At 65.3% G+C, this 26,758-nt stretch carries 25 protein-coding genes; 16 read left to right on the top strand and 9 right to left on the bottom strand.

Going from position 1 to position 26,758, the window contains the following annotated elements:
* The first annotated feature begins 13 nt into the window (after nt 1-13).
* The 6 genes from thiB (at nt 14) to PSAL_RS13105 (ending at nt 7,537) form a co-directional block, all read left to right on the top strand.
* Nucleotides 14-1,015 carry a thiamine ABC transporter substrate binding subunit gene (gene thiB, locus PSAL_RS13130; RefSeq protein ID WP_119841204.1) on the top strand — a complete coding sequence of 334 codons (1,002 nt, stop codon included), beginning with the start codon at nt 14-16 and terminating at the stop codon, nt 1,013-1,015.
* Complete coding sequence (locus tag PSAL_RS13125; protein WP_119841077.1) at nt 991-2,538, top strand: ABC transporter permease family protein; 1,548 nt, start codon at nt 991-993, stop codon at nt 2,536-2,538. The genes thiB and PSAL_RS13125 overlap by 25 nt, the downstream gene beginning before the upstream one ends.
* Nucleotides 2,531-3,223: a thiamine ABC transporter ATP-binding protein gene (locus PSAL_RS13120; protein WP_119841076.1), complete on the top strand. Its 693-nt coding sequence runs from the start codon at nt 2,531-2,533 to the stop codon at nt 3,221-3,223. The genes PSAL_RS13125 and PSAL_RS13120 overlap by 8 nt, the downstream gene beginning before the upstream one ends.
* A gap of 25 nt (nt 3,224-3,248) precedes the next feature.
* The gene (locus PSAL_RS13115; RefSeq protein ID WP_119841075.1) at nt 3,249-3,959 is read left to right on the top strand and encodes a hypothetical protein; all 711 of its coding nucleotides are present in this window, start codon (nt 3,249-3,251) and stop codon (nt 3,957-3,959) included.
* A gap of 159 nt (nt 3,960-4,118) precedes the next feature.
* Nucleotides 4,119-5,117, top strand: a complete 999-nt coding sequence (deoC, locus tag PSAL_RS13110; protein WP_119841074.1) for a deoxyribose-phosphate aldolase — start codon at nt 4,119-4,121, stop codon at nt 5,115-5,117.
* Between the two features lie 83 nt (nt 5,118-5,200).
* A complete protein-coding gene (locus tag PSAL_RS13105) occupies nt 5,201-7,537 on the top strand; it encodes an aldehyde dehydrogenase family protein (protein WP_119841073.1) in 2,337 nt (778 codons plus the stop codon).
* Between the two features lie 109 nt (nt 7,538-7,646).
* On the opposite strand, the gene PSAL_RS13100 is transcribed toward PSAL_RS13105, so the two are convergent.
* The 4 genes from PSAL_RS13100 to lhgO form a co-directional block, all read right to left on the bottom strand.
* A complete protein-coding gene (locus PSAL_RS13100; protein ID WP_119841072.1) occupies nt 7,647-7,973 on the bottom strand; it encodes a hypothetical protein in 327 nt (108 codons plus the stop codon).
* A gap of 22 nt (nt 7,974-7,995) precedes the next feature.
* A complete protein-coding gene (locus PSAL_RS13095) occupies nt 7,996-8,475 on the bottom strand; it encodes an SRPBCC family protein (protein ID WP_119841071.1) in 480 nt (159 codons plus the stop codon).
* Nucleotides 8,472-8,804, bottom strand: coding sequence for an ArsR/SmtB family transcription factor (locus tag PSAL_RS13090; protein ID WP_119841203.1), 333 nt, complete (start codon nt 8,802-8,804; stop codon nt 8,472-8,474). Before PSAL_RS13090 ends, PSAL_RS13095 begins: the two co-directional genes overlap by 4 nt.
* Before the next feature lie 75 nt (nt 8,805-8,879).
* Nucleotides 8,880-10,082, bottom strand: coding sequence for an L-2-hydroxyglutarate oxidase (lhgO, locus tag PSAL_RS13085; protein WP_119841070.1), 1,203 nt, complete (start codon nt 10,080-10,082; stop codon nt 8,880-8,882).
* Nucleotides 10,083-10,605: 523 nt separating this feature from the next.
* Here lhgO and PSAL_RS13080 point away from each other — a divergent pair.
* From PSAL_RS13080 to purU, 4 genes are all read left to right on the top strand, one after another.
* Nucleotides 10,606-10,911 (top strand): antibiotic biosynthesis monooxygenase family protein, encoded by a 306-nt coding sequence (locus PSAL_RS13080; RefSeq protein WP_119841069.1) that lies wholly within the window; start codon nt 10,606-10,608, stop codon nt 10,909-10,911.
* Between the two features lie 209 nt (nt 10,912-11,120).
* The gene (locus tag PSAL_RS13075) at nt 11,121-12,269 is read left to right on the top strand and encodes a CaiB/BaiF CoA transferase family protein (protein ID WP_119841068.1); all 1,149 of its coding nucleotides are present in this window, start codon (nt 11,121-11,123) and stop codon (nt 12,267-12,269) included.
* A 191-nt stretch (nt 12,270-12,460) separates the two neighbouring features.
* Nucleotides 12,461-13,363: a bifunctional methylenetetrahydrofolate dehydrogenase/methenyltetrahydrofolate cyclohydrolase FolD gene (folD, locus tag PSAL_RS13070; RefSeq protein WP_119841202.1), complete on the top strand. Its 903-nt coding sequence runs from the start codon at nt 12,461-12,463 to the stop codon at nt 13,361-13,363.
* Nucleotides 13,364-13,395: 32 nt separating this feature from the next.
* Entirely contained in the window at nt 13,396-14,280 is an 885-nt protein-coding gene (gene purU, locus PSAL_RS13065; protein WP_119841067.1) for a formyltetrahydrofolate deformylase, read from the top strand.
* Between the two features lie 131 nt (nt 14,281-14,411).
* Here purU and fghA read toward each other — a convergent pair whose 3' ends face one another.
* Both fghA and PSAL_RS13055 read right to left on the bottom strand, forming a co-directional pair.
* Entirely contained in the window at nt 14,412-15,251 is an 840-nt protein-coding gene (gene fghA / locus PSAL_RS13060) for an S-formylglutathione hydrolase (RefSeq protein WP_119841066.1), read from the bottom strand.
* On the bottom strand, nt 15,251-16,360 hold the full coding sequence (locus PSAL_RS13055) for an S-(hydroxymethyl)glutathione dehydrogenase/class III alcohol dehydrogenase (protein WP_119841065.1): 1,110 nt from the start codon (nt 16,358-16,360) through the stop codon (nt 15,251-15,253). The genes fghA and PSAL_RS13055 overlap by 1 nt, the downstream gene beginning before the upstream one ends.
* Nucleotides 16,361-16,700: 340 nt before the next feature.
* Between PSAL_RS13055 and PSAL_RS19385 the strand changes: the two genes are divergently transcribed.
* Entirely contained in the window at nt 16,701-17,165 is a 465-nt protein-coding gene (locus tag PSAL_RS19385) for an SIP domain-containing protein (protein WP_408004213.1), read from the top strand.
* Here the strand turns inward: PSAL_RS19385 and PSAL_RS13045 are convergent.
* From PSAL_RS13045 to PSAL_RS13035, 3 genes are all read right to left on the bottom strand, one after another.
* Nucleotides 17,155-19,044 (bottom strand): polysaccharide biosynthesis protein, encoded by a 1,890-nt coding sequence (locus PSAL_RS13045; protein WP_119841201.1) that lies wholly within the window; start codon nt 19,042-19,044, stop codon nt 17,155-17,157. The genes PSAL_RS19385 and PSAL_RS13045 overlap by 11 nt on opposite strands.
* A gap of 108 nt (nt 19,045-19,152) precedes the next feature.
* Complete coding sequence (locus PSAL_RS13040; protein WP_119841063.1) at nt 19,153-19,770, bottom strand: sugar transferase; 618 nt, start codon at nt 19,768-19,770, stop codon at nt 19,153-19,155.
* Nucleotides 19,767-20,636, bottom strand: a complete 870-nt coding sequence (locus PSAL_RS13035; RefSeq protein ID WP_119841062.1) for an NAD-dependent epimerase/dehydratase family protein — start codon at nt 20,634-20,636, stop codon at nt 19,767-19,769. Before PSAL_RS13035 ends, PSAL_RS13040 begins: the two co-directional genes overlap by 4 nt.
* 153 nt (nt 20,637-20,789) lie before the next feature.
* Here PSAL_RS13035 and PSAL_RS13030 point away from each other — a divergent pair, with 153 nt between their 5' ends.
* The 5 genes from PSAL_RS13030 to PSAL_RS13010 all read left to right on the top strand — a co-directional run bounded on the left by PSAL_RS13030 (nt 20,790) and on the right by PSAL_RS13010 (nt 26,671).
* Nucleotides 20,790-21,620, top strand: a complete 831-nt coding sequence (locus tag PSAL_RS13030; protein ID WP_119841061.1) for a flagellar motor protein MotB — start codon at nt 20,790-20,792, stop codon at nt 21,618-21,620.
* Between the two features lie 125 nt (nt 21,621-21,745).
* Nucleotides 21,746-23,047 carry a flagellar hook protein FlgE gene (locus PSAL_RS13025; RefSeq protein WP_119841060.1) on the top strand — a complete coding sequence of 434 codons (1,302 nt, stop codon included), beginning with the start codon at nt 21,746-21,748 and terminating at the stop codon, nt 23,045-23,047.
* Nucleotides 23,048-23,105: 58 nt separating this feature from the next.
* Nucleotides 23,106-24,560, top strand: coding sequence for a flagellar hook-associated protein FlgK (flgK, locus tag PSAL_RS13020; protein ID WP_119841059.1), 1,455 nt, complete (start codon nt 23,106-23,108; stop codon nt 24,558-24,560).
* A 3-nt stretch (nt 24,561-24,563) separates the two neighbouring features.
* Entirely contained in the window at nt 24,564-25,571 is a 1,008-nt protein-coding gene (locus PSAL_RS13015; protein WP_119841058.1) for a flagellin, read from the top strand.
* Nucleotides 25,571-26,671 carry a flagellar basal body P-ring protein FlgI gene (locus PSAL_RS13010; protein WP_119841057.1) on the top strand — a complete coding sequence of 367 codons (1,101 nt, stop codon included), beginning with the start codon at nt 25,571-25,573 and terminating at the stop codon, nt 26,669-26,671. The genes PSAL_RS13015 and PSAL_RS13010 overlap by 1 nt, the downstream gene beginning before the upstream one ends.
* The last annotated feature ends 87 nt before the right edge of the window (nt 26,672-26,758 follow it).

Genomic DNA, 26,758 nt, shown 5'->3' with positions numbered 1-26,758 from the left:
CAAGGAGGATGCCGTGAAGCATCTTGCACTCGCCGCGGGTTGTCTGATCGCAGGCCATGCGGCCGCCCAGACTTCCCAGACACCACCCGAAGAATTGCCCGTCCTCAACGTCTATACCTACGACAGCTTCACGCCCGACTGGGGGCCGGGCCCGGCCATCGCCGCGGCTTTCGAGGAAACCTGTGACTGCGATGTGGTCTTCACCCCGGCGGGGGACGGCGCGGCGCTTCTGTCGCGCCTCCGGCTGGAAGGCGCGCGGTCCCAGGCGGACGTCGTTGTCGGTCTGGACACCTCGCTGATGGGTGCGGCCAAGGCCACGGGGCTGTTTGCCGAAACCGATGTCACGGCGGATTACGACCTGCCGCAGACCTGGACGGACACGACCTTCGTGCCCTTCGACTGGGGCTATTTCGCCTTTGTCGGCAACGAAGGCGCGGACCTGCCGACCTCGTTCCGCGCCCTTGCGGACAGCGATACGAGCATCGTCATCCAGGACCCGCGCAGCTCGACCCCCGGTCTTGGGCTGCTGCTCTGGGTCAAGGCGGCCTACGGCGACGAGGCGCCCGCGATCTGGGACGCCCTGTCGGACAATATCGTCACCGTGACCCCCGGCTGGTCAGAAGCCTACGGCATGTTCCTTGAAGGCGAAGCGGACATGGTGCTCAGCTACACGACATCGCCCGCCTACCATGTCATCGCCGAAGACGATGCCTCGAAGGTCGCCGTTCCCTTCGAGGAAGGGAACTACCTGCAGATCGAGGTCGCCGCCAAGCTGGCGGCCACCGACCAGCCCGCGCTGGCCGATGCCTTCCTGCAATTCCTGACGGGATCAGAGGCGCAGGCGATCCTGCCGACCACCAACTGGATGTATCCCGCCGTCATGCCGGATGAAGGCCTGCCGCCGGCCTTTGACCAGATCGTTGATCCCTCGAAGGCCCTGCTGATGAGCCCCGACGACGCCGAGGCAATCCGCGCCACGGCGCTGGACGAATGGCGCAACGCCCTGGCGCGCTGACCATGGGGCGCGCGCTTGGCCGGGGGGCAGCCCTGGGGCTGCTGGTCCTGCTGGGCGCGCCGCTTGCGGCGATCTTTCTGCGCGCGGGCGGCGCCAGCCTGCCCGGTGCCGCCGATTGGGCCGCGCTGCGCTTTACCCTGACGCAGGCCGCGCTGTCGGCGCTGGTGTCGGTGCTGCTGGCCATTCCCGTGGCCCGCGCGCTGGCACGCCGCCGCTTTGCCGGGCGGCGTCTGCTGGTGTCGCTGACCGGCGCGCCCTTCATCCTGCCGGTGATTGTCGCGGTCATGGGGCTGTTGGCGGTTTTCGGGACCCAGGGCCTCGTCAATCGCCTGCTCGGCCCGCTGGGGCTTGGCCCCTATCGCATTTACGGGCTGCATGGGGTCGTGATCGCGCATGTCTTCTTCAACATGCCGCTGGCCACCCGGATGATCCTTCAGGGCTGGCAGGCCATCCCCGCCGAGCGCTTTCGCCTCGCGGCGCAACTGGACCTGCCGCCGCGCATGATCTTCCGCCTGCTCGAAGCACCGATGCTGCGCCAGGTGATCCCCGGCGCGCTGGCGGCGATCTTTGCCATCTGCCTTGCCAGCTTTGCCGTCGCCCTGATCCTTGGCGGCGGTCCCCGGGCCACCACTGTGGAACTGGCGATTTATCAGGCTTTCCTGTTCGACTTCGACCTCGGGCGCGCCGCGATGCTCGCCCTGATGCAGACCCTGCTGGTCGCGGGCGCGGCCATGGTGGCGCTAATGGTCACCCGGATGGAGGGCAGCGGCGCGGGCCTTGACCGGCTTCTGCCCCGCTGGGACGCGCCGGGTGGCTGGCGACGCAGCTATGATGCGCTTTGCCTCTGCCTTGCCACGGTCTTTCTTCTGGCGCCGGTGCTGGCGGTCGCGGCGGCGGGGGTGACGGGGATGCGGGATCTGCCGGCGACGATCTGGCCCGCCATGGGCAATTCGGTCGTCGTCGCACTGGCTTCGGCGCTGACCACGACGCTGCTGGCGCTGGCGCTGGCGGCGGGGCAAAGCCGCCTGATCCAGGGCATCGGCCTGTTGCCACTGGCCCTGTCGCCGCTGGTGCTGGGCACCGGGTATTTCCTGATCGTGAACCCGGTGATGATCCCCGGACGCCTCGCCCTGCCGGTCACGGTGCTGGTCAACACGCTGATGGCGCTGCCATTCTGCCTGCGAATGCTGGCGCCGGCCTACGAGCGGGTCGAATCCGACTACGGACGCCTGTCCGACCAGCTGGGTCTGCGCGGCATCGCGCGGCTGCGCTGGCTGACCCTGCCGCGGCTGGCCGGACCGCTGGGGTTCACCGCCGGGCTGGCGGGGGCGCTTTCGATGGGCGACCTCGGGGTGATCACGCTGTTCGGCTCGCCGGGGCAGGAAACCCTGCCGCTGCTGATGTTCCGCCTGATGGGCAGCTATCGCAGCGACGCGGCCTCGGCGGCGGGGCTGATCCTGTTGCTGCTCAGCTTTGGTATCTTCTGGGTTTTTGATAGGGGAGGCCGGGGGCGGCATGCTTGAACTACGCGATCTGCGGATCACCCAGGGCAGTTTCTCCCTGACGGCGGATTTCACCCTGCCCCGGGGGCGGCGGGCGGCAGTGATCGGCCCCTCGGGCGCCGGCAAGTCGACGTTGCTGTCGACCATCGCGGGCTTCTTTCCGCAAAGCGCGGGGCAGGTGCTTTGGGACGGGCAAAGTCTGGATGATACCGGCCCCGGAAAGCGCCCGGTTGCCATGCTGTTTCAGGATGGCAACCTGCTGCCGCATCTGGATATTTTCCGCAATGTCGCGCTGGGAAAGGCCCCCGGTCTGCGGCTGAGCGCCGAGGATCGCGACCGGGTGTCCGCCGCGCTGGATCGTGTCGGTCTGGCAGGGCTGGGGGACCGCCGCCCCGGTGCGCTTTCGGGAGGTCAGCAAAGCCGCGCTGCGCTGGCCCGCATTCTTGTGCAGGACCGGCCCTTGCTGCTGCTGGATGAACCCTTTGCCGCGCTTGGACCGGCGCTGCGGGCCGAGATGCTGGACCTCGTGGCGGCCCTGGCCGAGGAAACCGGGGCGACCCTGCTGATGGTCAGCCATGACCCCCAGGATGCCCGCCGTATTGCCGATGACCTGATCCTTGTCGATGACGGGACCGCCTGGCCGCCACGTCCCGCGCTGGAGATGCTCGACAATCCGCCCGAGGCGCTGAAGCGGTACCTCGGCTGAGGCGCTCAGGGCGGCCGTGCGCGCAATGATTGACCCCCGTGCCCTGCCGGATTACTCAAAGGGCATGGATTGGTTGGGGATAGAGATCGACGGAGAGAGGCTCTGGGATGACCGGGGCCCCTGTGGGCCGCGTGATCTGCCCCCCGAACAGCGTTTCGTTGTCGGACATGCCGCCGTGCCGGCCGATCCGCTGCCCTCCGAACTGTTGCCCGATCAATTGCCCCGCAGCGCCGAAGGGTTCCATCTGCCGCCGCTGGGCGGGATTCCAGCGGAATGCCGGCTGCGGCTGATCGGCTTTCAGGCACTGAACCCCACTTGGGACGGTCTGGCGCTGGTGGTCGGTGCGGAACGGACGCTTTGGGTGACGCTGAGCGCGGGCGAGGCCATTTACATGCAGGCCAGCGTGACCGGGCGTCTGGCCGGGCTGCTTGGCTGTGCGGATGTCGCCCCCGAGGGGCTGGATGACGCCATGTCGCGGGCCGAACGGCTGCCCTTCCTGCTGGCCGAGGCCACGGGGCCGGGCAAAGGGCTGGCCGCGCTTCTGGGCGCAGAAATGGCCGCCGCGAAAAGCCTCTGGCTGGGCCAGCAGGCCGTGCTTCTGGGCTATGGGCCGCTGGCCAAGGCCTATCTTGGTGCCTTGCAGGGGCTTTATGTCCCGGTGACGGAAACGCGGGACGAGGCGCTGGCGCGCGCGGGTTTCCGGGCGCTGGCAAAGAAATTTCTCGTTGCGGGTTGATGTCGCCGGGACGTGCCGCTGGGTCATGGCCGGGTGCGACGCCCGGCCCGGCTTGCGTGATGGCCGATCCCGTGGGAATGTCCGCGCGACCCGATAGCCCCCGGACCCGGCCAAGGCGACAGCCACGCCGGCCAAGCGCAAGACCGACAGGAGCCCGCCATGCTGCCCACGAAGGACACAGGAGCCGCGACCGAACTGGCAACCCTGCCCGTGACCGAGCCGCGCAACCCCGGCACCGAGCTCGATCTTGGCTGGGTGTCTTCTGCGCGGGCCAACCGGTCGGCTATCGAACGACGCACGGCCAGCCTGCCGGGGCGGCGGTCGGTCAAGAAGGACCACCAGGCGGCCTGGCTCTGCCGCGCGATTTCCTGCATCGACCTGACCACCCTGGGCGGGGACGACACAGAAGGCCGGGTGCGTCGGCTATGCGCCAAGGCGCGTCAGCCGGTGCGGGCCGACCTTTTGCAGGCACTGGGCATGCAGGGGCTGACCACCGGGGCGATCTGCGTCTATCACGACATGGTCCCGGCGGCGGTCGAGGCGCTGGAGGGCAGCGGTATCCCCGTTGCCGCCGTGTCGACGGGTTTTCCCGCCGGGCTGTCGCCCTTCCACCTGCGGCTGGCCGAGATCGGTGAAAGCGTCGAAGCCGGGGCCGCGGAAATCGACATCGTGATCTCGCGCCGCCATGTGCTGACCGGCAATTGGCAGGCGCTCTATGACGAGATGCAGGCGTTCCGGGCGGCCTGCGGCGAGGCTCATGTGAAGGCGATCCTGGCGACGGGCGAGCTGGGGACGTTGCAAAACGTCGCCAAGGCCAGCCTGGTCTGCATGATGGCGGGGGCGGATTTCATCAAGACCTCGACCGGCAAGGAAAGCATCAATGCGACCCTGCCCGTCAGCCTGGTGATGATCCGGGCGATCCGGGACTATCACGACCGCACCGGCTATCGCGTCGGGTACAAGCCGGCAGGCGGAATTTCCAAGGCCAAGGACGCGCTGGTCTACCTGTCGCTGATCAAGGAAGAGCTTGGCGACCGCTGGCTGCGGCCCGATCTGTTCCGTTTCGGCGCCTCCAGCCTGCTTGGCGATATCGAGCGCCAGTTGGAGCACCACGTCACCGGCGCCTATTCGGCCAGCTGGCGGCACGCGGCCGGTTAGGCCGTGATCTGAGTATTTGAGACAGGGTGAAGATCGGGCGATGCGCCTGAAAGCCCGAAGCCGAAAGCCGGAAGGATGCGGAGATGAGCGTGAAAGAGATCTTCGAGACCATGGACTACGGTCCTGCGCGCGAAGCAGCGGGCGAGGCGACGGCCTGGATCGCGCAGCACGAGGGGCGTTTTGGTGTCTTCATCGGCGGGGCCTTCACCGCGCCGGGGACGGTGTTTGAAACCCGCAACCCGGCCAGTGGCGATGTGCTGGCCGAGGTCACCCAGGCTGGGCCCGAGGATATCGAGGCGGCCATCAAGGCCGCGCGCAAGGCGCAGCCGGGCTGGGAAAAGCTGGGCGGCAAGGCGCGCGCGCGGGTGCTTTATGCGCTGGCGCGGCTGGTGCAAAAACATGCGCGGCTGTTTTCGGTGCTGGAAACGCTCGATTGCGGCAAGCCGATCCGCGAGGCGCGCGATCTGGATATCCCGCTGGTGGCGCGGCATTTCTATTACCACGCCGGGATGGCTCAGCTGATGGAGGCAGAGTTGCCGGGGCGCGAGGCCCTTGGCGTCTGTGCGCAGGTGATCCCCTGGAACTTCCCGCTGCTGATGTTGGCCTGGAAGGTCGCTCCGGCGCTGGCCATGGGCAACACGGTGGTTCTGAAACCGGCCGAGTACACGCCGCTGACCGCCTTGCTGTTCGCCGAGATCTGCCAGCAGGCCGGGGTTCCGGCGGGGGTCGTGAACATCCTGACCGGCGATGGCGCCGTCGGCGCGGCCCTGGTTGCCCATGATGGCGTCGACAAGGTGGCCTTCACCGGTTCGACCGAGGTGGGGCGCAAGATCCGCACCGCCACAGCCGGGCAGGGCAAGGCGTTGACGCTGGAACTGGGTGGCAAGTCGCCCTTCATTGTCTTCGAGGACGCGGATATCGACAGTGCCATCGAAGGGCTGGTCGATGCGATCTGGCTGAACGGTGGCCAGGTCTGCTGTGCCGGCGCGCGGCTGCTGGTGCAGGAAGGCGTGGCCGAAACCTTCATCGCGCGGCTGAAGACCCGCATGACCCACCTGCGGCAGGGCGATCCGCTGGACAAGTGCATCGACATCGGCGCCATCGTCGACCCCGTCCAGCTGGACCGGATCCGTGGGCTTGTGGATGCGTCGGCGGGCGAAATCCACCAACCCTGCGCCGCGCCGGAGGGCTGCTTCTACCCGCCCACGCTGATCACCGGCCTGTCCCCGGCCGATCCGCTGATGCAGGAGGAAATCTTCGGCCCTGTCCTGGTCGCCACCACCTTCCGCACCCCGCCCGAGGTCGTCGCCATGGCCAACGACACCCGCTTCGGCCTCGCCGCCAGCCTCTGGAGCGAGAATATCAACACCGCCCTCGACATCGCGCCCAAGCTCGAGGCCGGGGTGATCTGGATCAACGGGTCCAACATGTTCGACGCCGCCGCCGGCTTCGGCGGGCTGCGCGAAAGCGGCTTTGGCCGGGAGGGCGGCTGGGAAGGGCTGTCCGCCTACACCCGCCCCACGACGCGGACAAAATCGCTGAAATCCCATGAGGTCTACAGCGGCAAACCCGGCGCGCCCGAAGGGCTGGACCGGACCGCGAAGCTGTATGTCGGGGGCAAGCAGGCGCGCCCAGACAGCGGCTATACCCAAACCATCCATGGCAAGACAGGTGCCGTTCTGGGCCAGATCGCGCGGGCCAGCCGCAAGGACATCCGCAACGCCGTCGAAGCGGCGCGCGGCGCGGCCGCATGGTCGGCGACCACCGGCCATTTGCGGGCGCAGATCCTCTATTACATCGCCGAAAACCTCGAAGCGCGGGCGCCCGAATTCGCCGCCCGGATCGACGCGCTGCACGGCGGCAAGAAGGGTGCGGACGAAGTCTCTGACGCGGTATCGCGTCTGTTCACCTACGCAGCCTGGGCGGATAAATACGCCGGAGACCTGCGGGCCGTTCCGATCCGCGGCATGGCACTGGCCACCCGCGCGCCCGTGGGCGTCATCGGCATCCTTTGCCCGGACGAAGCGCCGCTGCTGGGCCTGATCTCGTCCCTCGCGCCGGCCATCGCAATGGGCAATCGCGTGGTGTTGGTGGCCTCCCAGCAGGGTCCGCTCAGCGCGACGGATTTCTACCAGATCCTGGATACCTCCGACGTGCCGCCGGGGGTTGTGAACATCCTGACAGGCGATCACGCGGAACTGGCCCCGACGCTGGCCTCTCACGCCGATATCGATGCGGTCTGGAGCTTCTCCTCCAGTGACCTCAGCGCCGTGATCGAAGCGGAAAGCGCCGGCAACCTCAAACGGACCTGGGTCAATAACGGCCAGGCCCGCGACTGGTCCGGAAACGACGGCGAAGGCCGCGCCTTCCTTGATGCCGCGACCGAGGTCAAGACGATCTGGGTGCCCTACGGCGCCTGAGCGTCCGGGGTTAAAACGGAGTTAAAACGCGACGGCTCTCTTCATCTGGCCGAAAATACTCCCGCCGGAGGCAAGGCGCGCCCATGGGCGCGCCATTTAATTTGGGCGCCTACATCTCGATAGGCACGATGGGCGCCACCTCGATCTCAGCCAGGGGGTCGGAGAGCATGGGGTTGCCTTCGACCAACTGGCAGGCCGCTTCGATACTGTCGGCCTCCAGGATCGTGTAGCCCATGATCGGCAGGGCATTGCCCCCCGGCGCGGCACCCGAGGCGGTGACCGTCCAGCTTTTGCCGATGGGATTGCCGGGATCGGCCAGGTGCGTGCCGACCTTTTCCATCCAGGCGCCCCAGGCGGCCATGGCGGCCTGCTGGTCCTCGGGGGCTTCGGGCGCCGCAGAGGCTGCGGCCTTGTAGATCACCAGAAACTGGGTCATCGGAATCTCCTGCTGGTTTGGGTCAGGCGTCCTGAACGCCGGGGGAAGAAAGGTGAATATCCATTTTCCTCAGGGCCGAGAGCCAGCCCTTGCTGTGGCTGTCCGCCTGTTCTGCGCTGGCAAGGCCGCTGTGGCGCAGGATCAGCCGGGCGCCGGTTTCGGTCGCCTGAACACGGAAGATCACGTGGCTTTCGGGGCCGCGCCGGTCGCTGTCGTCATGCCAGGCCCAGGTCAATCCGACCTCGGCTTGGCCGTCTTCGGGCGCGGCGACCTTGGTGACCTGCCCGGATACCTTGAAGCGCGTGCCGCTTTCCCGGCCGATCATCGAACAGGTCCAGGGGCCGGTGGTGCGGAAATCCATCTGGCATTCGGCGATATAGACCCCTTCGGGCCCGAACCATTGCAACAGCTGTTCCGGCTCGGTTACCGCGCGCCAAAGACGGTCGGGGGTGACGGGGTAATCGCGGACCAGCTCCAGCGCCTCGGCCTCGGTATCCTTCATGCGTCGTCTCCTTCGGGGTCGAGCGCCAGCAGATCGTCCAGCCGGTCAAGGCTGCGATCCCAGAAGGCACGGTGGTCCATGCACCAGCCATGGATGGCGACCATGGCCTGCGGCAGGGCGGTGTAATAGCGATGGGTGCCCGCGACCCGCTGTTCGATCAGCCCCGCTTCGCGCAGCACCTTGAGGTGACGCGAAATCGCCGGAGCGGAAATCTCGGCCTCGCCGGCCAGAGCCCCGGCAGGCAGTTCGCCGCGCTGGATAAGCGTCTGCATCAGCGACAGGCGGGTCGGATCGGAGAGCGCGGCGAAGGCGCGGGTCAATTGGGTCATGCTGGCAGGCTGCGGTGATTCCATATTTCGTGCAAGTGTTAATTAACTGAAGTGATAAATATTGGGTCGCCTGGATCAGGCGGCGGCCGGACCTCCCAGCACGGTCTCTGCGACGAGATCCCCGATGGGCAGCGCCGAGGTCGCGGCCGGAGAGGGGGCATTGCAGACATGGACCATGCGATCCGTGGTCCTGAAGACGAAATCATGCTGCATGGTGCCGTCCTTCATGATCGCCTGGGCGCGGATACCGCAGGTCATCGGGGTCAGATCCCCGATCTCGAGACCCGGACAATAGCGGCGGCATTCCTCGAGGTAGCGGGACTTGAACAGCGAATTGCCCAGTTCGTTCATGCCGGGCCTGATGAATTGCAGGATGGATTTCCAGAAACCGGGAAAGCCGACGATGTCCATCGTGTCGCGCAGGTTGACCGAAAACTTGGGATAGCCTTCGCGGGCAAGGCCCAGCATGGCGTTCGGGCCGACGCTGACCGACCCGTCGATCATCGGGGTCAGATGGGTGCCGAGGAAGGGCAGACCGGGTTCCGGCACCGGGTAGATCATCGCGTGGACAACCGCATTGCGCCGTGGTGCCAGGCGGTAGTATTCGCCACGGAAGGGCACGATCTTCAGATCGAGGTCGATCCCGGCCATCTTCGCCACACGGTCCGATTGGATGCCGGCGCAGGCGACCAGTTTCCTCGCCTCGATGACCTCGCCGGGGCAGGTGATGGTGACCTTGTCACCCTGTTCCAAGATTGCCTCCGGTTGCAGACCGTAGCGGATCACAGCGCCCTGATCCTCGATTTCCTTCGCGAGGGCGATCAGGATCTCGGTATAGCTGACGATGGCGGCTTCGGGGACGAAGATGCCCTTCAGGGCCGTGATCTCGGGTTCGCGTTCCATTACCTCGGCGCCGGAGATCAGCTCGGCCTTGATACCGTTTTCACCGGCACGGCCATGCAGCGCGTCGAGCCGGGGGATTTCATCGGCCCGGGTGGCCACGATCATCTTGCCGCGTTCTTCGAAAGCGATGCCATGTTCGCGGCAGAATTCCTTGGTGCGCGCGCAGCCTTCGCGACACAGCCGCGCCTTGAAGGAACCGGGGGCGTAGTAGATCCCGGAGTGGATCACGCCGGAGTTATGCCCCGTCTGGTGCCGCCCGAGGCCGGTTTCCTTTTCCAGCAGGATCAGGCTGGCGCCGGGGTTGCGCTGCAGAAGCGCACGCGCCGTGGCAAGGCCGACGATGCCGCCGCCGATGATGCAGAAATCGTAGGTCATGACGAGGCTGCCTTTCGTAGTTTCATGACGGTCGGCAAGCAGGGTCGGGGGATTTGGCGTCGCCTGCGTGTCAGGTCCCCATTCCTTTGCGACCGCCGGTCGAACCGCAAGTATTTTGTCGAATTTTCATGGCGGCGGATCCTGGGCGCTGCGGTCCCGTGGCGGGGGGCGCTGCCCCCGCGCTGCGCGCTCCCCCGGGATATTTGGAACAGGGAAACGGGGCGGGCGGTGGCCGTGGCAAAGAGAAAGGCGTCGCCTCCAGGGAAAGGGAGACGACGCCCGACTGAGAAACCCGGGGTGCTTCGCGAACCACAGGTCAGGGAGTGATATAGGGCGTTTTTGCGGAAGTGTAGATGGGGAATGCGGCTTCGCCATGTTCACGATGCAGAGGGGAGGGATCGGGTTTTCCGTCGTGGAACTGGACCGGGCGGAAGAGACATGTGAGACAAGGAGCTGAGCGGGCTATCGGGACAACGGGTCCGGGTTGCGAAACGCTTTGATGAGCTATGTGAAGGCGAGAAATATGATCCGTGAAGTTGCGCAATTGATGATCGACCCCGTGAAAGAGGCGGAATTCCTGGAAGCGGTCGGCAAGGCGGTGCCGTTCTTCAAGGCGGCCGAGGGCTGCCGGGCGATGCGTGTCGAGAAGGTGATCGAGACGCCGGGGATGTTCCGGCTGATCATCCTTTGGGATACGCTGGAGGCCCATACCGTGGGGTTCCGGAATTCGGAGGGGTTCCAGCAATGGCGTGCGCTGGCCGGGCCGTTCTTTACCGAACCGCCGAGCGTTGATCATTCCGATCCGGTGCTGGTCGGGTTCGAGGCCTGAGGTTCTTGAAGGGTCTGGTGAAGGCGCCGCTCCGGGATCGGGGCGGCGTTCCCGTTTATGGTCCGCGCAGGGTGTGATCGGGGCAGGTCATGCGTGGCGCGCATGAAGGGATGATCATTTCTTGTTACAAGTCGCGGCTTTGGCCCTGTAGGTATGCGCAGGGCGGATCAAGGTCGCGGCCCGTGTAAGGGATGACAAAGGGGAACGGCATGGCAGAGGCACCGCTTGCAGGGGTGAAGGTGGTTGAACTGGCGCGGATCCTGGCCGGGCCCTGGCTGGGGCAGGTGCTGGCGGATCTCGGGGCCGAGGTCATCAAGGTCGAGAGCCCCGCCGGGGACGACACCAGGCGCTGGGGTCCGCCGTTCGTCGAGCGCGACGACGGGCAGGGCGGGGTCGAGACGGTGGCGGCCTATTTCCACGCGGCGAACCGTGGCAAGACCTCGGTCATCTGCGATTTCGGCGATGCGGAGGACCTGGAACGGGTGAAGGCGCTGATCGACGAGGCCGACGTGGTGATCGAGAACTTCAAGCTGGACGGGTTGAAGAAGTTCGGGCTGGATTACGTCAGCGTGGCGGCGCGCAACCCCGGTCTGGTCTATGCCAGCATCACGGGCTTCGGGCAGGAGGGGCCGCGCGCGGCGCAACCGGGCTATGATTTCCTGATCCAGGGCATGTGCGGGATCATGGACCTGACTGGCGATCCGCAGGGCGATCCGCAGAAGATCGGCGTGGCCTGGATCGACATTTTCACCGGGCTTTACGGGGTGATCGGCGTGCAGGCGGCCCTGGCCGAGCGGGCGCGGTCGGGCAAGGGCCAGCAGGTCGACCTGTCGCTGCTGGACAGCGGCGTCGGGGTGCTGGCCAACCAGGCAATGAATTTCCTGCTAGGCGGGCAGGATCCGACGCGGCTGGGCAATGCGCATCCCAATATCGTGCCCTACCAGGTCTTTCCGACCTCGGACGGGCACCTGATCATCGCCTGTGGCAACGACCGGCAGTTCGGCGCGCTTTGCGGTCTGCTGGGGCTGGAGGAATTGGCCGGGGATCCGCGGTTCGCGACAAACCCCGCACGGGTGGCGCATCGCGATGTGCTGACGCCCTTGCTGGCAGAGCGCACCGCTGCCCGCAGCAAGGCAGAGCTGATCGCGGGACTGGAAGGGGCGGGCGTGCCCGGTGGGCCGATCAATTCGGTTTCCGAGGCCCTGTCCGATCCCCAGGTGGCCGCGCGGGGCATGCAGATCGCCCCGGAAGGCATCGCCGGGATCCGCAGCCCGATCGTTTTTTCCCGTAGTGATCTGAAGCTGGACCGGGCCGGGCCCGTCCTGGGTGCCGGCAAGTGGCGCTTTGACGGGCAGTAGACCCTGACTTCGGCGCACCCTCGGCTTTCGCGGACGCATTTCGGAAACTTTTTCCCCGTAGAGGACGCAGGAGGTCGCCAGGCGACGGTCTTGACCTCAAACAGGTCGGGCCTGACTTAGCCTGCCCTGTTGCTTCGGAGGAATTTCCGGTACGGCGAGGCGGCCTGTTGCAACGAAATGCCGAGGACAAGATGACTGCTACACTGATTGATGGCAAAGCTTTCGCCGCCCGCGTCCGTGCCGATGTCGCCACCGGGGTGGCTGCCCTGAAGGACGCCCATGGCATCACGCCGGGTCTGGCGGTCGTGCTGGTCGGGGAAGACCCGGCGAGCCAGGTCTATGTCCGCTCGAAGGGCAAGCAGACCGTCGAGGCGGGGATGAACTCTTACGAGCACAAGCTGGACGACACCACGCCCGAGGCCGACTTGCTGGCGCTGGTCGAAAAGCTGAACGCCGATCCGGCGGTGCATGGGATCCTCGTGCAATTGCCGCTGCCCAAGCATGTCGACGAGGCCAAGGTGCTGGCGGCCATCGATCCGGCGAAGGACGTGGACGGGTTCCACGTGCTGAACGTTGGGCTGCTGGGGACCGGGCAGAAGGCCATGGTGCCCTGCACGCCGCTTGGCTGCCTGATGATGCTGCGCGATCACCTTGGCGATCTGAGCGGCAAGACCGCCGTCGTCGTGGGCCGGTCCAACATCGTCGGCAAGCCGATGGCGCAGCTTCTGCTGGGCGACAGCTGCACCGTGACCATCGCGCACAGCCGCACGAAGGACCTGGCCGAGGTCTGCCGGCGTGCCGATATCCTGGTGGCCGCCGTGGGGCGCGCGCAGATGGTGCCCGGCGACTGGATCAAGCCCGGCGCCACCGTCATCGACGTGGGCATCAACCGCATTCCGGCGCCCGAGAAGGGCGAAGGCAAGACGCGGCTTGTCGGCGACGTGGACTTCGACAGCGCTGTCGAGGTTGCCGGCGCGATCACACCCGTGCCCGGCGGCGTCGGTCCGATGACCATCGCCTGCCTGCTGGCCAATACCCTTACCGCCTGTTGCCGTGCCAATGGGTTGCCCGAACCCGAAGGCCTGACCGCCTGACCCCTTTCCCCTCCTGACAAGGACGACCTTCAATGAGCGAATTCATCCTGACCGTCACCTGCCCGACGCGGCGGGGCATCGTTGCCCGGATCTCGGGTTTCCTTGCCGAGACGGGTTGCAATATCCGGGACCTCGCGCAGTTCGACGATACCGAGACGGGCATGTTCTTTGCCCGTGTCACCTTCGTCAGCGAGACCGGCGCGACGCTGGAGGGGCTGCGCGAAGGGTACGCCGCGATTGCCGAGGATTTCGGCATGGACTGGGCGATCCACGACCCGGATCACAAGATGAAGGTCATCCTGATGGTGTCGCGCTTCGGGCATTGCCTGAACGACCTGCTGTACCGCTGGCGGATCGGTGCGCTGCCGATCGAGATCGTCGGCGTCATCAGCAACCATTTCGATTACCAGAAGGTCGTGGTGAACCATGACCTGCCGTTCCACCAGATCCGCGTGACAAAGGAGAACAAGCCCCAGGCCGAGGCCGCGATCATGGACGTGGTGCGCGACACCGGGGCCGAGCTGATCGTGCTGGCGCGCTACATGCAGATCCTTTCGGACGAGATGTGCCAGAAGATGTCAGGCCGGATCATCAATATCCACCACTCGTTCCTGCCCAGCTTCAAGGGCGCCAACCCCTACAAGCAGGCCTATGAGCGCGGTGTGAAGCTGATCGGGGCGACCTCGCATTACGTGACCGCCGACCTCGACGAGGGTCCGATCATCGAACAGGACACGGTGCGGGTGACCCATGCGCAATCTGCGCCCGATTACGTGTCGCTGGGACGGGACGTCGAAAGCCAGGTGCTGGCGCGCGCGATCCACGCGCATATCCACCACCGGGTGTTCCTGAACGGCAACAAGACCGTGGTCTTCCCGGCGAGCCCGGGGTCCTATGCTTCCGAACGGATGGGCTGAGGCTGGAGGGAGGGGGCGCTGCCCCCTCTTGAGCCCCTGGGGCTCAATTCACCCCGGGAGTATTTTCGGCCAGATGATGAAGAGCGGTCGTCGGGGGCCCGGCCCGGACTGAAGGGTCCGGGCGCAGGTCGTCAGGCCTTGAGCCGGGCAGCGTGCCAGTCGAGGTGGTCGCCCATGAAGGTCGAGATGAAGTAGTAGCTGTGATCGTAGCCTTCCTGCATCCGCAGGGTCAGGGGCTGATCCGCAGCGGTGCAGGTCGCGACCAGTAGTTCCGGTTTCAGCTGGTCCTCAAGGAAGCCATCCGCGGTGCCCTGGTCGACAAGCAAGTCGGGCAGGCGGGCGCCGTCCTTGATCAGCGCGCAGGCGTCATAGGCGCGCCATTGGTCCCGGTCTGCGCCGATATAGCCGGTCAGGGCCTTTTCGCCCCAGGGGCAGTTCAGCGGCGAGACGATGGGCGCGAAGGCGGAAACCGCCTTGTAGCGGTCCGGGTTGCGCAAGGCGATGGTCAGAGCGCCGTGACCGCCCATGGAGTGGCCCATGATCCCCTGGCGCGTCATGTCAGATGGGAATTCGGCGGCGATCAGGGCCGGAAGCTCGTCTTCGACATAGGCCCGCATGCGGTAGTTGGCGGCAAAGGGGCCCTGCGTCGCATTGACGTAGAACCCGGCTCCGAGACCGAAGTCATAGGCCGCGTCGCCGTCGTCCGGCACGCCTTCGCCGCGCGGAGAGGTATCCGGCGCGACGAAGATCAGCCGATGGCGGGCGCAATGGGCGCGAAAATCGCCCTTTTCGGTGACATTGGCGTGGGTGCAGGTCAGTCCGGACAGATACCAGACCACCGGCAGGTTCTCTCCCGGTGCATGGTCGGGGACGAAAACGGAGAATGTCATCTCTGTCCCCGTTTCCGTCGATGCATGGGTATAGACCCCCTGGCTGCCGCCGAAGGTCTTGTTGGTGCTGACGGTCTTCATCAGTAGACCACCACGGAACGGATCGATTCCCCGGCGTGCATCAGGTCGAAGCCCTTGTTGATCTCTTCCAGGGTCAGCTGGTGGGTGATCATCGAGTCGATCTCGATCTTGCCGTTCATGTACCAGTCGACGATCTTCGGCACGTCGGTGCGCCCCTTGGCGCCGCCGAAGGCCGAACCCTGCCAGACGCGGCCCGTGACAAGCTGGAAGGGACGGGTGGAGATTTCCTTGCCCGCTTCGGCCACGCCGATCACGGTGGAGACGCCCCAACCGCGGTGGCAGGCCTCGAGCGCCTGGCGCATCACGGTGGTGTTGCCGGTGCAGTCAAAGGTGTAATCGGCGCCGCCATCGGTCAGCTTGACCAGTTCGGATACGATATCGTCGTCGATCCTGGTGGGGTTCACGAAGTGGGTCATGCCGAACTTGCGACCCCAGTCTTCCTTGCTGTCGTTGATGTCCACGCCGATGATCTTGTCGGCGCCGACCATGCGGGCGGCCTGCAGGACGTTCAGCCCGATGCCGCCCAGACCGAAGACCACCACGTTGGAGCCGGGCGTGACCTTGGCCGTGTTGGTCACCGCGCCGACGCCGGTGGTGACGCCGCAGCCGATGTAGCAGGACGTGTTGAAGGGCGCGTCTTCGCGGATCTTCGCCACGGCGATTTCAGGCAGCACGGTGAAGTTCGAGAAGGTCGAGCAACCCATGTAATGATAGATCGTCTCGCCCTTGTAGCTGAAGCGCGAGGTGCCGTCGGGCATCAGGCCCTTGCCCTGGGTGGCGCGGATGGCGGTGCAGAGGTTGGTCTTGCCCGACAGGCAGCTTTTGCACTGGCGGCATTCGGGTGTGTAAAGCGGGATGACGTGATCGTCCTGCTTGACGCTGGTCACGCCGGGGCCGACGGCACGGATGATGCCGGCGCCTTCGTGGCCGAGGACCGAAGGGAACAGGCCTTCGCTGTCGAGGCCGTCAAGGGTGTAGGCGTCGGTGTGGCAGATGCCGGTTGCCATGATCTCGACCAGAACTTCGCCCGCTTTGGGACCTTCCAGGTCAAGCTCGACGATCTCAAGGGGTTTCTTCGCCTCGAAGGCAACGGCTGCGCGGGTTTTCATGTGGGAGACCTCTGTTGGAATTTGGTTCTTTCAAACACAGGCGGCGGGTCTTGGAAAGGCTCGGGGCCGACGCTTTCGCGGGTGGGCCCGACGCAGGCCGTCGCCGGGGGCCACACGCGCCATTGCGAAATTTCGGAAAGCGCATCCGAAAGGCGACACGGCTGGGTGGGCGTCTCTTTGATCAAAAGGATCAGAAGGGGTAGGTCCGGCCATGGGTGTTCCCACTTCGAATTCCCAAAAATGCTCAGGGCGCCGGTAGGACAGTGAAGCCTGCGAACTGGTTTTGGATTTCGCTGTCCATGCTGCGGGGCGGGCGACCGAAGGGGCGCAGAATGTCGCTGTGGGGGACAGCTTGACCGCCGGTGGTTCGCGCGGGTCCCGCGAGGTCTCGGGGGTCCACAACTGGCTGTTGATCGGGGGTGAAACTGCGCTGCCCGCCATGGGCCGTTTCACAGAGAAAGCCCGGGGGGGCGATAGCGCGCAGAGGATTGCCGCCGTGCGCGACCCGTCCAAACAGCCGGATCAGCAAAGCGCCGACCCCGAGGTGTTGCCGGCCGCCGTGCGGGCGCTCGATCTTGCCGCGCCCAGGTTCCTCTGGATCGCCGCCGAAGCCTCTGTTGCCAAGGCTGTCCGTGCCCGGTTCACCGCCAGGGATCATCCGCTGGCTGGAGAAAAAGCGCGGGCTATTGGGTGCGGGGCATGGCGGACAAGACCGTGCATTTCGACTGACGCAGCCCGCCGCCACCGGCGCGGGCTTTCAGCTTCGAGGCCTGAGCCCGAGCGTTTGCTGCCTTTCAGAGCCTGAGTTTGCGCCCCGGGGTTCTGCGTCCGGCGCGATGTGAAAGCTCGGTCCGGGGTGACGGACCGGGGGGCGCGTAGACCCATTTGTGAAGGGTGGCATTTGCCAGATCTTCATCGCGGGTCTCGATGGCGCGGGACAGATCAGCGAGGGCAGCGGCGACCTCGGTCTGGGACAGGTGGTCTTCCTGCGCGCGCAGGATCCGGACATGGGGGGTCGGCAGCATATCCGAGCCGATAAAGAGTTCCTCGTGTAATTTCTCGCCGTCGCGCAACCCGGTGATGCGGATCTCGATATCGCCGCGCTGGGTGGCGGGGTCGCGGATCGTCAGGCCTGTGCCGAGGATCATCTGCCGCGCGACCTGAAGGATGCGGACCGGCGCACCCATGTCCAGCGCGAAAACATCGCCGCCCCGGCTGAAGGAACCGGCGATCAGGACCAGCCGGACGGCCTCGGTCACGGTCATGAAATAGCGGGTCACCTCGGGATGGGTGACCGTGACGGGGCCGCCACGGGCGATCTGGTTCTCGAACAGGGGAATGACAGACCCGGAGGAACCCATGACATTGCCGAAACGCACCATGGCGAATTGCGTGCCCCTGCGCCGTGCGGCCAGGTCCTGAACGATTTCCTCGCAAAGGCGCTTGGTCGCGCCCATGACGCCCGTAGGGCGCACGGCCTTGTCCGAGGATACAAGGAGGAACCGGTCGACACCGGCGTCGGCGGCGGCCCTGGCCAGAACGCGGGTGCCCAGCACGTTGTTGCGCAGCCCTTCCAGCATGTTCTGCTGCACCAGTGGGACGTGTTTATAGGCGGCTGCATGCAGCACCACCTCGACCCCCGGCAGCAGGTCTTGCACCAGCCTGGCTTCGCAGATGGAGCCGAGCGTCTGGGTCAGCGGCAGCGCAGGCCAGGTTTCGGTCAACTCGCGCGCAATCGTGTAGAGCGCCAGTTCCGAATGATCGAGCAGGATCAGCCGCGCCGGGCCGAGCGCGGCGATCTGGCGGCATAGTTCCGACCCGATGGAGCCCCCCGCGCCGGTGACCAGCACCACCTTGCCACGATAGATGTCGCCAGCCTCGGGGATCTCGTCATCGAGGTTCTTGCGCCCCAGAAGATCCTGCAGGGGCAGGTTGCAATTGTGCCGGACCTCGGCCCGTCCGTTCAGCAGGTCCGAGACGGACGGCAGGGACAGCACGTCACATTCCGAGGCCGCAAGGGCCTGCGTCTTGTGACGGCGGGCATCGGGGGGAAGTGCCAGAACGATGGCGTCGATATCGAGCCGCTGCACCAGGTTGGCGAGACGCAGCGGCGAAAACACCTGCAATCCGGCGATCGTCAGGCTTTGTAGGCGGGGGTTGTCGTCGATGAAGGCGACGGGGCGGAAACTGTCATCGGCGTCCAGCGCCGCGGCCAGTTGCCGACCGGTGCGCCCCGCGCCATAGATCAGCAGCCGCTTTCGGGTCCGCGCAAGGCGGTAGAGCAGCGCCGTCACGCGCAGCAGCCCCAGCCGTGCGGCAAAGGACAGCGCAAGGAACAGCAGACCGACCAGCAGGATCTGCACGGGGTCCAACCGTGGGCCGGGCAATGAATTGGCCAGGGCGCAGGCAGCCGAAAGCCCGGCCGCCACGATACAGGTTTCGACCATCCCGTGCTTTTCATAGGCCAGAAGCTGCATCCGGTGCAGCCCGAGGTAGCGGCTGACCAGAACCGCGGCCAGCAGCACCGCAACCGCAAAGCGGGGCGCGGCCAGCGGGCCGGGGGCGCCGGGGGCGAGCACACCTGCGGACAAGGCAAGCGCGGCGAGCGCCGTCAGGCCGTCCAGCAGCAGCAGGATCACCGCCTTTTCAGAGCGTCCGAGCCTTGTGACGAAACGCATGTTCATTGCTGCAGTCTGTTCCCTTTCGGCCTTCCCGGTGCCGGCCATCCGTCTTCGATCCGGTCCCCCAGGATGTGGTCCAAAGCGGTAACCATTCCGATAACGCGCGCCGTTTTACGGCCCACGTCGGGGTAGCAGCCGCAAAAAGGTCCTCCCCAACAGGGTCAGATCGAGCGCCAGAGACCGGCGTCGGCAATAGATCATGTCCAGCCGCGCCTTGGCGGGGATGCAGCGGTGCACATAGACATGCTCGGTTTCCTCGGGGCTGCGGCAGGGGTACAAAAGCGCTTCTTCGCGGGCGTGGAATTCAAGGCTGGCAAGGCCGGTCAGGCCGGGGCGGCAGGCCAGGACAGCTCCGTAGATATCCGGGAAGGCCTCGACATATTGGCGCAGGGGCGGGCGGGGGCCGACCAGGCTCATGTCGCCGCGCAGCACATTCCAGACCTGAGGCAATTCATCGAGCCGGTAGCGGCGCAGCAAGGCTCCGGTGCGGGTTATGCGCCCGGCCTTGTCACCGCCCGACACACCGCGATCCCCGGCGCTGGGCTGCATGGTGCGGAACTTGATCAGCCTGAAGGCCCGGCCGGGCGCGCGCATCCGTTCCGAGATATGCAGGACCGGCCTGCCATCGCGCCACAGGATCACGGCCGCCACGGTCAGTATCACGGGCCAGAGCAGCGCCAGCACCAGCAGTGCCCCCGTCAGGTCCAGAAGACGTTTCCACGGGGTCACGGCTGTTGCCCTTCGCGCCATTGTGCGACCAGGCATCGGGCATCGCTGCTGTCAGACAGCGGCCCTGTCAATCCGTCCAGCAAGGCGCTCTCCATCTCGAGGCATTGCAGCGCCCCTTCTGGTGCGGCACGCCAGCCGAAGGCGCAGCCGGCCGCGCTCAGGATATCCGCCATCGGTACGGCGTGGTGTCCGGCGACGTTCAGCACCGGCGGCAGGGCGCCCTTGTGGCGGTGCAAGGCGGCAACCACGGCAAGCATGTCGCGCGGGGCAAGATAGCTGCGACTTGGCCCCTGCCCATCGGCAAAGCGATCCAGAACCATGCCGCCGCCCTTTCCGAGGTTGCCGAACAGCATGTCCGCCCCCGCCAGATTGGCGAGCCGCAGGATGACACTGGCAACCGGCGCCCGAGGGGTATTCCTGTGCCAGGCCGCGATTGCAGCCTCCATCCCCAGCTTCGCGGCGCCATAAGGCGACAGGGGGCGGGTTTCACCGTCTTCCCGAGCAGGATGCACCTGTCCAGCGCCATAGACCGCGGCGCTGGACAGGTGCAGGACACGCTCGGCCCCGATCTGCCCCGCCAGTTCCAGAGCTGCGCAAGCCAGTTCACTATTGACCCGCAGCGCCGCATCGCAGCCCGACGTCACACCCCAGAGCGCCAGGATCGTTTTCGCCCGCAGCCCCTGCGGCGGGGGCAGACCTGGCTGCCAGGCAAGGTATCCGTCCCCGCCCCGGCGGCTTTGCCAACGCAGGCGGAGGGGATCGCCCGGTGTCGGGTGGGGGCAAAGGCACCGTAGCAAACGCCCCGCCCGTCCCCGACTGCCGAGGACAAGGATATCGCATGAGTCGTCCAGAGTGGTTTCAATCATGATCCGCCCAGCTAGGGCAGGCTTGGTTAAGGAACGGTTCCTTCGGATCTTCGCGAAGCCGGGGTCCTGCCAAATAGGGAAAATTGCGGCTGTTAAGCTCTCTGCAATGCGCCTCGGCTAGGTCTGGAGGTGGGTGAACTACAGGTGGTGGATATGGCTGGGCAAGGTAATGTCGCGCCAGTTATCATCAAGAAGGTAAAAAAGGTCAGCGGCGGTGGTCACCACGGCGGCGCCTGGAAGGTGGCCTATGCCGACTTCGTGACGGCTATGATGGCTTTCTTCCTTCTGATGTGGCTGTTGAACGCGACGACGGAACAACAACGCAAGGGACTCGCGGATTACTTCGCTCCGACGATTGCAATCAGTCCGGTGTCCGGGGGTGGCGATGGTGCCTTCGGCGGCGAAAGCGTCTTTTCAGAGATCGCGACTCCTCAGGTCGGCACTGGCGCGACGTCGGCCAATCCGACGCAGGAAGCCCAGGCAAGCGGCCGGAATGACCGGGAATTCGATGAGGAAACCGCCGAATTGCGCCAGGTCGAGGAAATGTTGGTCGGCAAGGCCGGGGAAAGCGATGTGCACCCCGAAATCCTCAAGCATATCGTGACGCGGGTCACGGACGAAGGCCTGGTGATCGAATTGTTCGACAACGAGGATGCGACCCTTTTCGTCGAGGAAACCACCGTACCGCGCAACCTTCTGGTGCAACTGGCTGGCATGCTGGTGCGGGTCTCGGCGCTGGTGGACAACAAGATCGCCGTCGAAGGCCACGTCCATGCGCGCCCGCTGGTCCTGAACGATAATCCGGTATGGACCCTGTCCTCTGACCGGGCCGAGGCGATGCGCCAGTTGATGACCGGCAGCGGTCTTGATTACGATCGCATCGTGCGCGTTACCGGCCATGCGGACCGCGAGATCGCGGTTCGTAACCCCATGTCCCCCAGGAATAATCGGCTGGAAATCATCCTCCTGCGCGACAACGGCTGACTGTGGTTGGCCCCAGGCCTGGCTGGGCTGAAGTAGCGAGGATTTTAGTTGTTAGCTGCATCTTAATGCAGCGCGCTTAGCTCTGTTGCGAGACGAAAAGGTCGACGCAGCAGAAAGGCGTATCCATGACTATTTCCTCATCCCTCAATGCGGGTGTCGCAGGCCTTCAAAGCAATGCGACCCGCCTTGCCGCGATCGCAGACAATATCGCGAACTCCTCTACCTATGGCTACAAGAAGGTGCAGACCGACTTCCACTCGCTCGTGCTGGGGGAAAGCGGCGCGGGCTATACCGCCGGGGGCGTCCGGGCGTCAACGATGCGCATTATCGACCAACGGCGATCCATCGTGCCTACTGACAATGCGACCGACCTCGCGGTGCGGGAACGGGGCATGCTGCCCGTCGCCAGCGCGACCGAGGTCGAGGCAACCGGCACCTTCAGCCAGATGATGCTGACCACGACCGGATCTTTCCGAATGGACGAAGAAGGCTATCTGCGCACGGCCAGCGGGCTGATGCTGCTCGGCTGGCCGGCCTCGGCGGATGGCAGCTTCCCTGCCGTGTCGCGTGAAACGGACACGGGGCTGGAGCCGATCCAGATCGACGCCAGCTCCTTCTCCGGCAACCCCACAACCGAAATCGGGCTGGGCGTGAACCTGCCCGCGACCGAGACGGAGCCGACCGCATCGGGCGACCCCGCGCAATTGTCGATCGAATATTTCGACAATCTCGGCAAGGCGCAGTCGTTGACCATCGTCTTCACGCCGGATGTGTCCGGAACGACCGCCTCCAACGCCTGGACGATGGAGATTACGGACGAGGTCGATGGCACGCTGGTCGGTGACTACGACCTGACCTTCAACGATACCCGGACAGGCGGCGGCACGTTGGCAAGCGTCACGCTCGGCTCCGCCGGTGCCGCCTATGACACGACCACCGGAACGGTCGTGGTCACCGTCGCCGGGGGCCCGATCGAGATCGACCTGGGCCTGCTCGGCACAACCGATGGTCTGACCCAATTGTCCGATACCTTCGCCCCGACAGGCATCTCCAAGGATGGGGCCGAGGTCGGCACGCTGACCGGGGTCGAGGTGGATGCAACCGGCTATGTCCGGGCCAATTTCGACAACGGTGACGTCCAGATCCTCTATCAGGTGCCGCTGGCGGATGTCTCGAACCCGAACGGCATGCAATCGATGGATTACCAGACCTATATCGCCACGACCGACAGCGGACCCTATTACCTCTGGGATGCCGGTGACGGCCCGACCGGGGATATCGTGTCTTATGCGCGCGAGGAATCGGGCACCGATGTGGCGGGCGAACTGACCGACATGATCCGTACGCAGCGCGCCTATTCCTCCAACGCCAAGGTCTTCCAGACCGTGGACGAGATGCTGCAGGAAACCACGAATATCAAACGATAAGTCCGGTTGGCGCCTGACCGGCGCCAGCCCTTTCCTCTCTAGCAGAAAGGCCTGAGTGATGAGCTTGTCCGGAGCCCTGTCAAATGCCCTTTCCGGGCTGACGATGTCGCAACGCGCGGCCTCTGTCGTATCGTCGAATGTCGCCAACGCGCTGAACGATGGCTATGGCCGCCGCGAACTGGAAGTTTCCAGCCGTGGCGTCGGCAGCTATGGCGGCGTCAGGATCGACGGCGTTGTCCGGCATATGGACAACAAGCTGGTCAGCGAATGGCGGATGGCCGGGTCCGGCAATGCCTATGCCGAGACCAGCGCGACCTACCAGACCAGGATGGAGGGGCTGACTGGTACGCCGGAGGACGCCGATTCGCTGGTCTCCCGGCTGGCCGGCTTTGAAACCAGCCTGATCTCGGCCGCCGCACGGCCCGATCTGCCCGAACGTCTGACGGGGGTGCTGAATGCGGCCACGGACCTGGCAGACACGTTCCAGGACATTTCCGACGGTATCCAGACGATCCGCGAAGAGGCCGATGCCGAAATCGATGCGACCGTGGATCGGACAAATGTGCTGCTGGAGCAGGTCCATACGCAGAACGTCTCGATCCGCAAGGCGATCAACCTTGGGGACGATGCCAATTCCCTGCGGGACCATCGCCAGTCGGTGATCGATGAGTTGTCCGAAATCATCCCGGTGCTCGAAGCGGATCGCGGCGACGGATCTGTCGCGCTTTACACGCCGGGCGGGGCAATCCTGATCGACGGCTCGCCCGCGACGCTGGATTTCACCCGCACCAATACGATCACCCCGCATCTGACGCGGGACAGCGGGTTCCTGTCGGGGCTTACGATCAACGGGATTGCAGTGGAAACCGATACGATCAACGATCCCATCGGCGGCGCCCGACTGTCGGCCCTGTTCGAGATCCGCGATGTCTTTGCGGTCGAAGCGCAGGCCAATCTCGACACGGCAGCCCGTGACATGATCGAACGGTTCCAGGATGCCGGGGTGGATACGACCCGCGCGGCGGGCGATGCGGGTCTGTTCACCGATGGCGGTTTGGTCTTTGATTCAGCGGATGAGATCGGGGTATCGGCGCGGATCGCGGTCAATGCCATCGTCGATCCCGACCAGGGCGGGGCGACCTGGCACCTGCGCGACGGGCTGGGCGCGACTGTCGCCGGCAGCGCCAGCGACGCAAGCCTGATCTATGACATGAAGGATGCGCTGAACACCCGGCGCACGCCCACCTCGGCCGTTTTCGGGACCGAGGCGCTGTCGGCCACCTCGCTCGGCTCCAGTTTCATGTCCATTGTCTCTAGCGATCGAAATACAGCAGATCAGGACCTGGCCTTTGCCAATACCCGGACGGCAGAGCTTAAGGAGCGGCTGCTGACGGACGGGGTCGATACCGATGCCGAAATGCAGAGAATGCTGCTTGTCGAACAGACTTATTCCGCCAATGCGCGGCTTGTTCAAACGATCGAGGAAATGCTCGATATTCTGATGGGGATCTAAGTCATGTCCATAAATTCCATAGGCGACCTGGCACAGAGCTTCATGCTGCGTCAGCAGAATGTCGATCTCAAGACGCGGATGGGCTCGCTTGTCGAGGAACTGTCCAGCGGCAAGACCTCGGATATAGGCCGGCATCTGTCGGGCAGCTATTCCTACCTGGCCGATGTCGACCGCAACCTGACCCTGCTGGACGCCTATGAAGACGCGACGGGCGAAGCGATCCTGTTCACCGACGGCATGCAGAACGTGCTGGGCAAGTTCCAGGACCTGGTGTCGGATCTGGGGCTTGCCGCGATGAGCGCCTCAAATGCCGGCCTCTCGTCCGTGGTCGGCAATGTGTCGGACCGGGCTGTGCAGGACATGCGGGTCATGGTCAGCGCGCTCAACACCGATATCGCGGGGCGGTCGATGTTCTCGGGTGTCGATACCGATACGGCGGCCCTGATCAGCGCAGATGAGATACTAGATGAATTGCGCGTCCTCGTCGCCGGGGAAACCACCCTGACCGGCATTCAGGCCCAGCTTGATGCCTGGTTCGAAGATACGGGCGGCGGATACGAAACCACCGCCTATCTGGGCGCAACCACGTCGCTGTCGCCCTTCCAACTGGGGGCCGGGGAAACCGTGGACCTGGACTTGCGCGCCGATGATCCGGCGATCCGGGTGCTGCTGAAACATGCGGCCATGGCGGCACTCGCCGGGGACGGCGCGCTTGGATTCCCGGATGCGCTGCAGAAGGAAATGCTGGGCGCCGCGGGCGAGGGCATGTCCTTTGAACAGCAATCCCTGGTGCGGATCCGCGCCGATCTCGGCTACACCCAGTCGCGCGCCGAAGAGGGGATGGTCAGGATTTCCGCGGAACGGACCAGTTTCCTGATGGCCCGGACCAACCTGCTCGAGGTCGATCCCTACGAAACCGCGACCCGGCTGGAAGACGTCCAGTTCCAGCTGGAAAGCCTCTACGCGGTGACGGTCAAGCTGTCTCGCCTGTCCCTGACGGATTATCTCTGATGTTGCATCGCCTGCTTCTGTGTCTTCTCCTGGTCTTGCCTCAGCTGGGCCATGCCGCGCCGATCCGGATCAAGGATCTGGTCGAATTCGACGGGGTGCGCGGCAATGACCTTGTCGGCTACGGTCTGGTCGTCGGGCTGAATGGCACGGGCGACGGGCTGCGCAATGCGCCCTTCACCGAAGAGATCATGAGCAATGTGCTGGAGCGGCTCGGCGTCAACGTGACCGGCGAACAATTCCGCCCCAAGAATGTGGCCGCTGTTTTCGTCACGGCGACCCTGCCGCCCTTTGCCCGCGCCGGGGGCACGATCGACGTGACGGTCTCGGCCATCGGGGACGCCAGCAGCCTGCTGGGCGGGACGTTGATCATGACGCCGCTGAACGCGGCAGACGGAGAGATCTACGCGGTGTCCCAGGGCACGATCATCGCCGGAGGCGCCTCTGCCGAAGGGGATGGCGCGCAGGTTATCCAGGGCGTGCCGACTGCCGGGGTGATCCCCTCGGGCGCCCGGGTCGAACGCGAGGTCGCCTTTCAGCTGTCATCGTTAACCAGCCTGCGGCTGGCGCTGCGCAATCCCGATTTCACCACGGCCGGGCGGATCGAACAGGCGATCAACCGCGATTTCGGCCGTGGAGTCGCCGTGATGCTGGATTCAGGCACCGTGCAACTGGATATCGCGCAGACCAGGATGCCGTCTCCTGCCCATGCGCTTGGCCGGATCGAGAACATCCGGGTCGAACCGGAAACGCGGGCGACGGTCGTGGTCGACCAACGCTCCGGCACCATCGTCATGGGTCAGGACGTGCGGATCAGCCGGGTGGCGGTGTCGCAAGGCAACCTGACGCTGCGCATCCAGGAAGAACCGCTGGTCGTGCAGCCAAATCCCTTTGCCGAAGGTCAGACCGTCGTGGTCCCACGCACCCAGGCCGACATCATCGAGGAACCCGGTATCGGCCTGGCTGAGGTTGACGGTGGCACCACCCTGTCCGAAGTGGTGGCCGGCCTCAACGCCCTTGGCGTGGCGCCGCGTGACATGATCGACATCCTGAAAAGCATCAAGGCGGCCGGCGCGCTGCATGCCGATTTCATCGTCCGCTGACGCGGCGCGCCCATAAAAAAGCCGGCGGATCCTGTCGATCCGTCGGCTTTCGAAATTGATCCGGTCATGCGCCCCGAAGGGAACGGG

Source organism: Pseudooceanicola algae, from assembly GCF_003590145.2.
In the GTDB taxonomy this organism is placed as follows: domain Bacteria; phylum Pseudomonadota; class Alphaproteobacteria; order Rhodobacterales; family Rhodobacteraceae; genus Pseudooceanicola; species Pseudooceanicola algae.
Note: the sequence above shows the minus strand (reverse complement) of the source record. Positions and strands in the feature narration are given on the sequence as shown.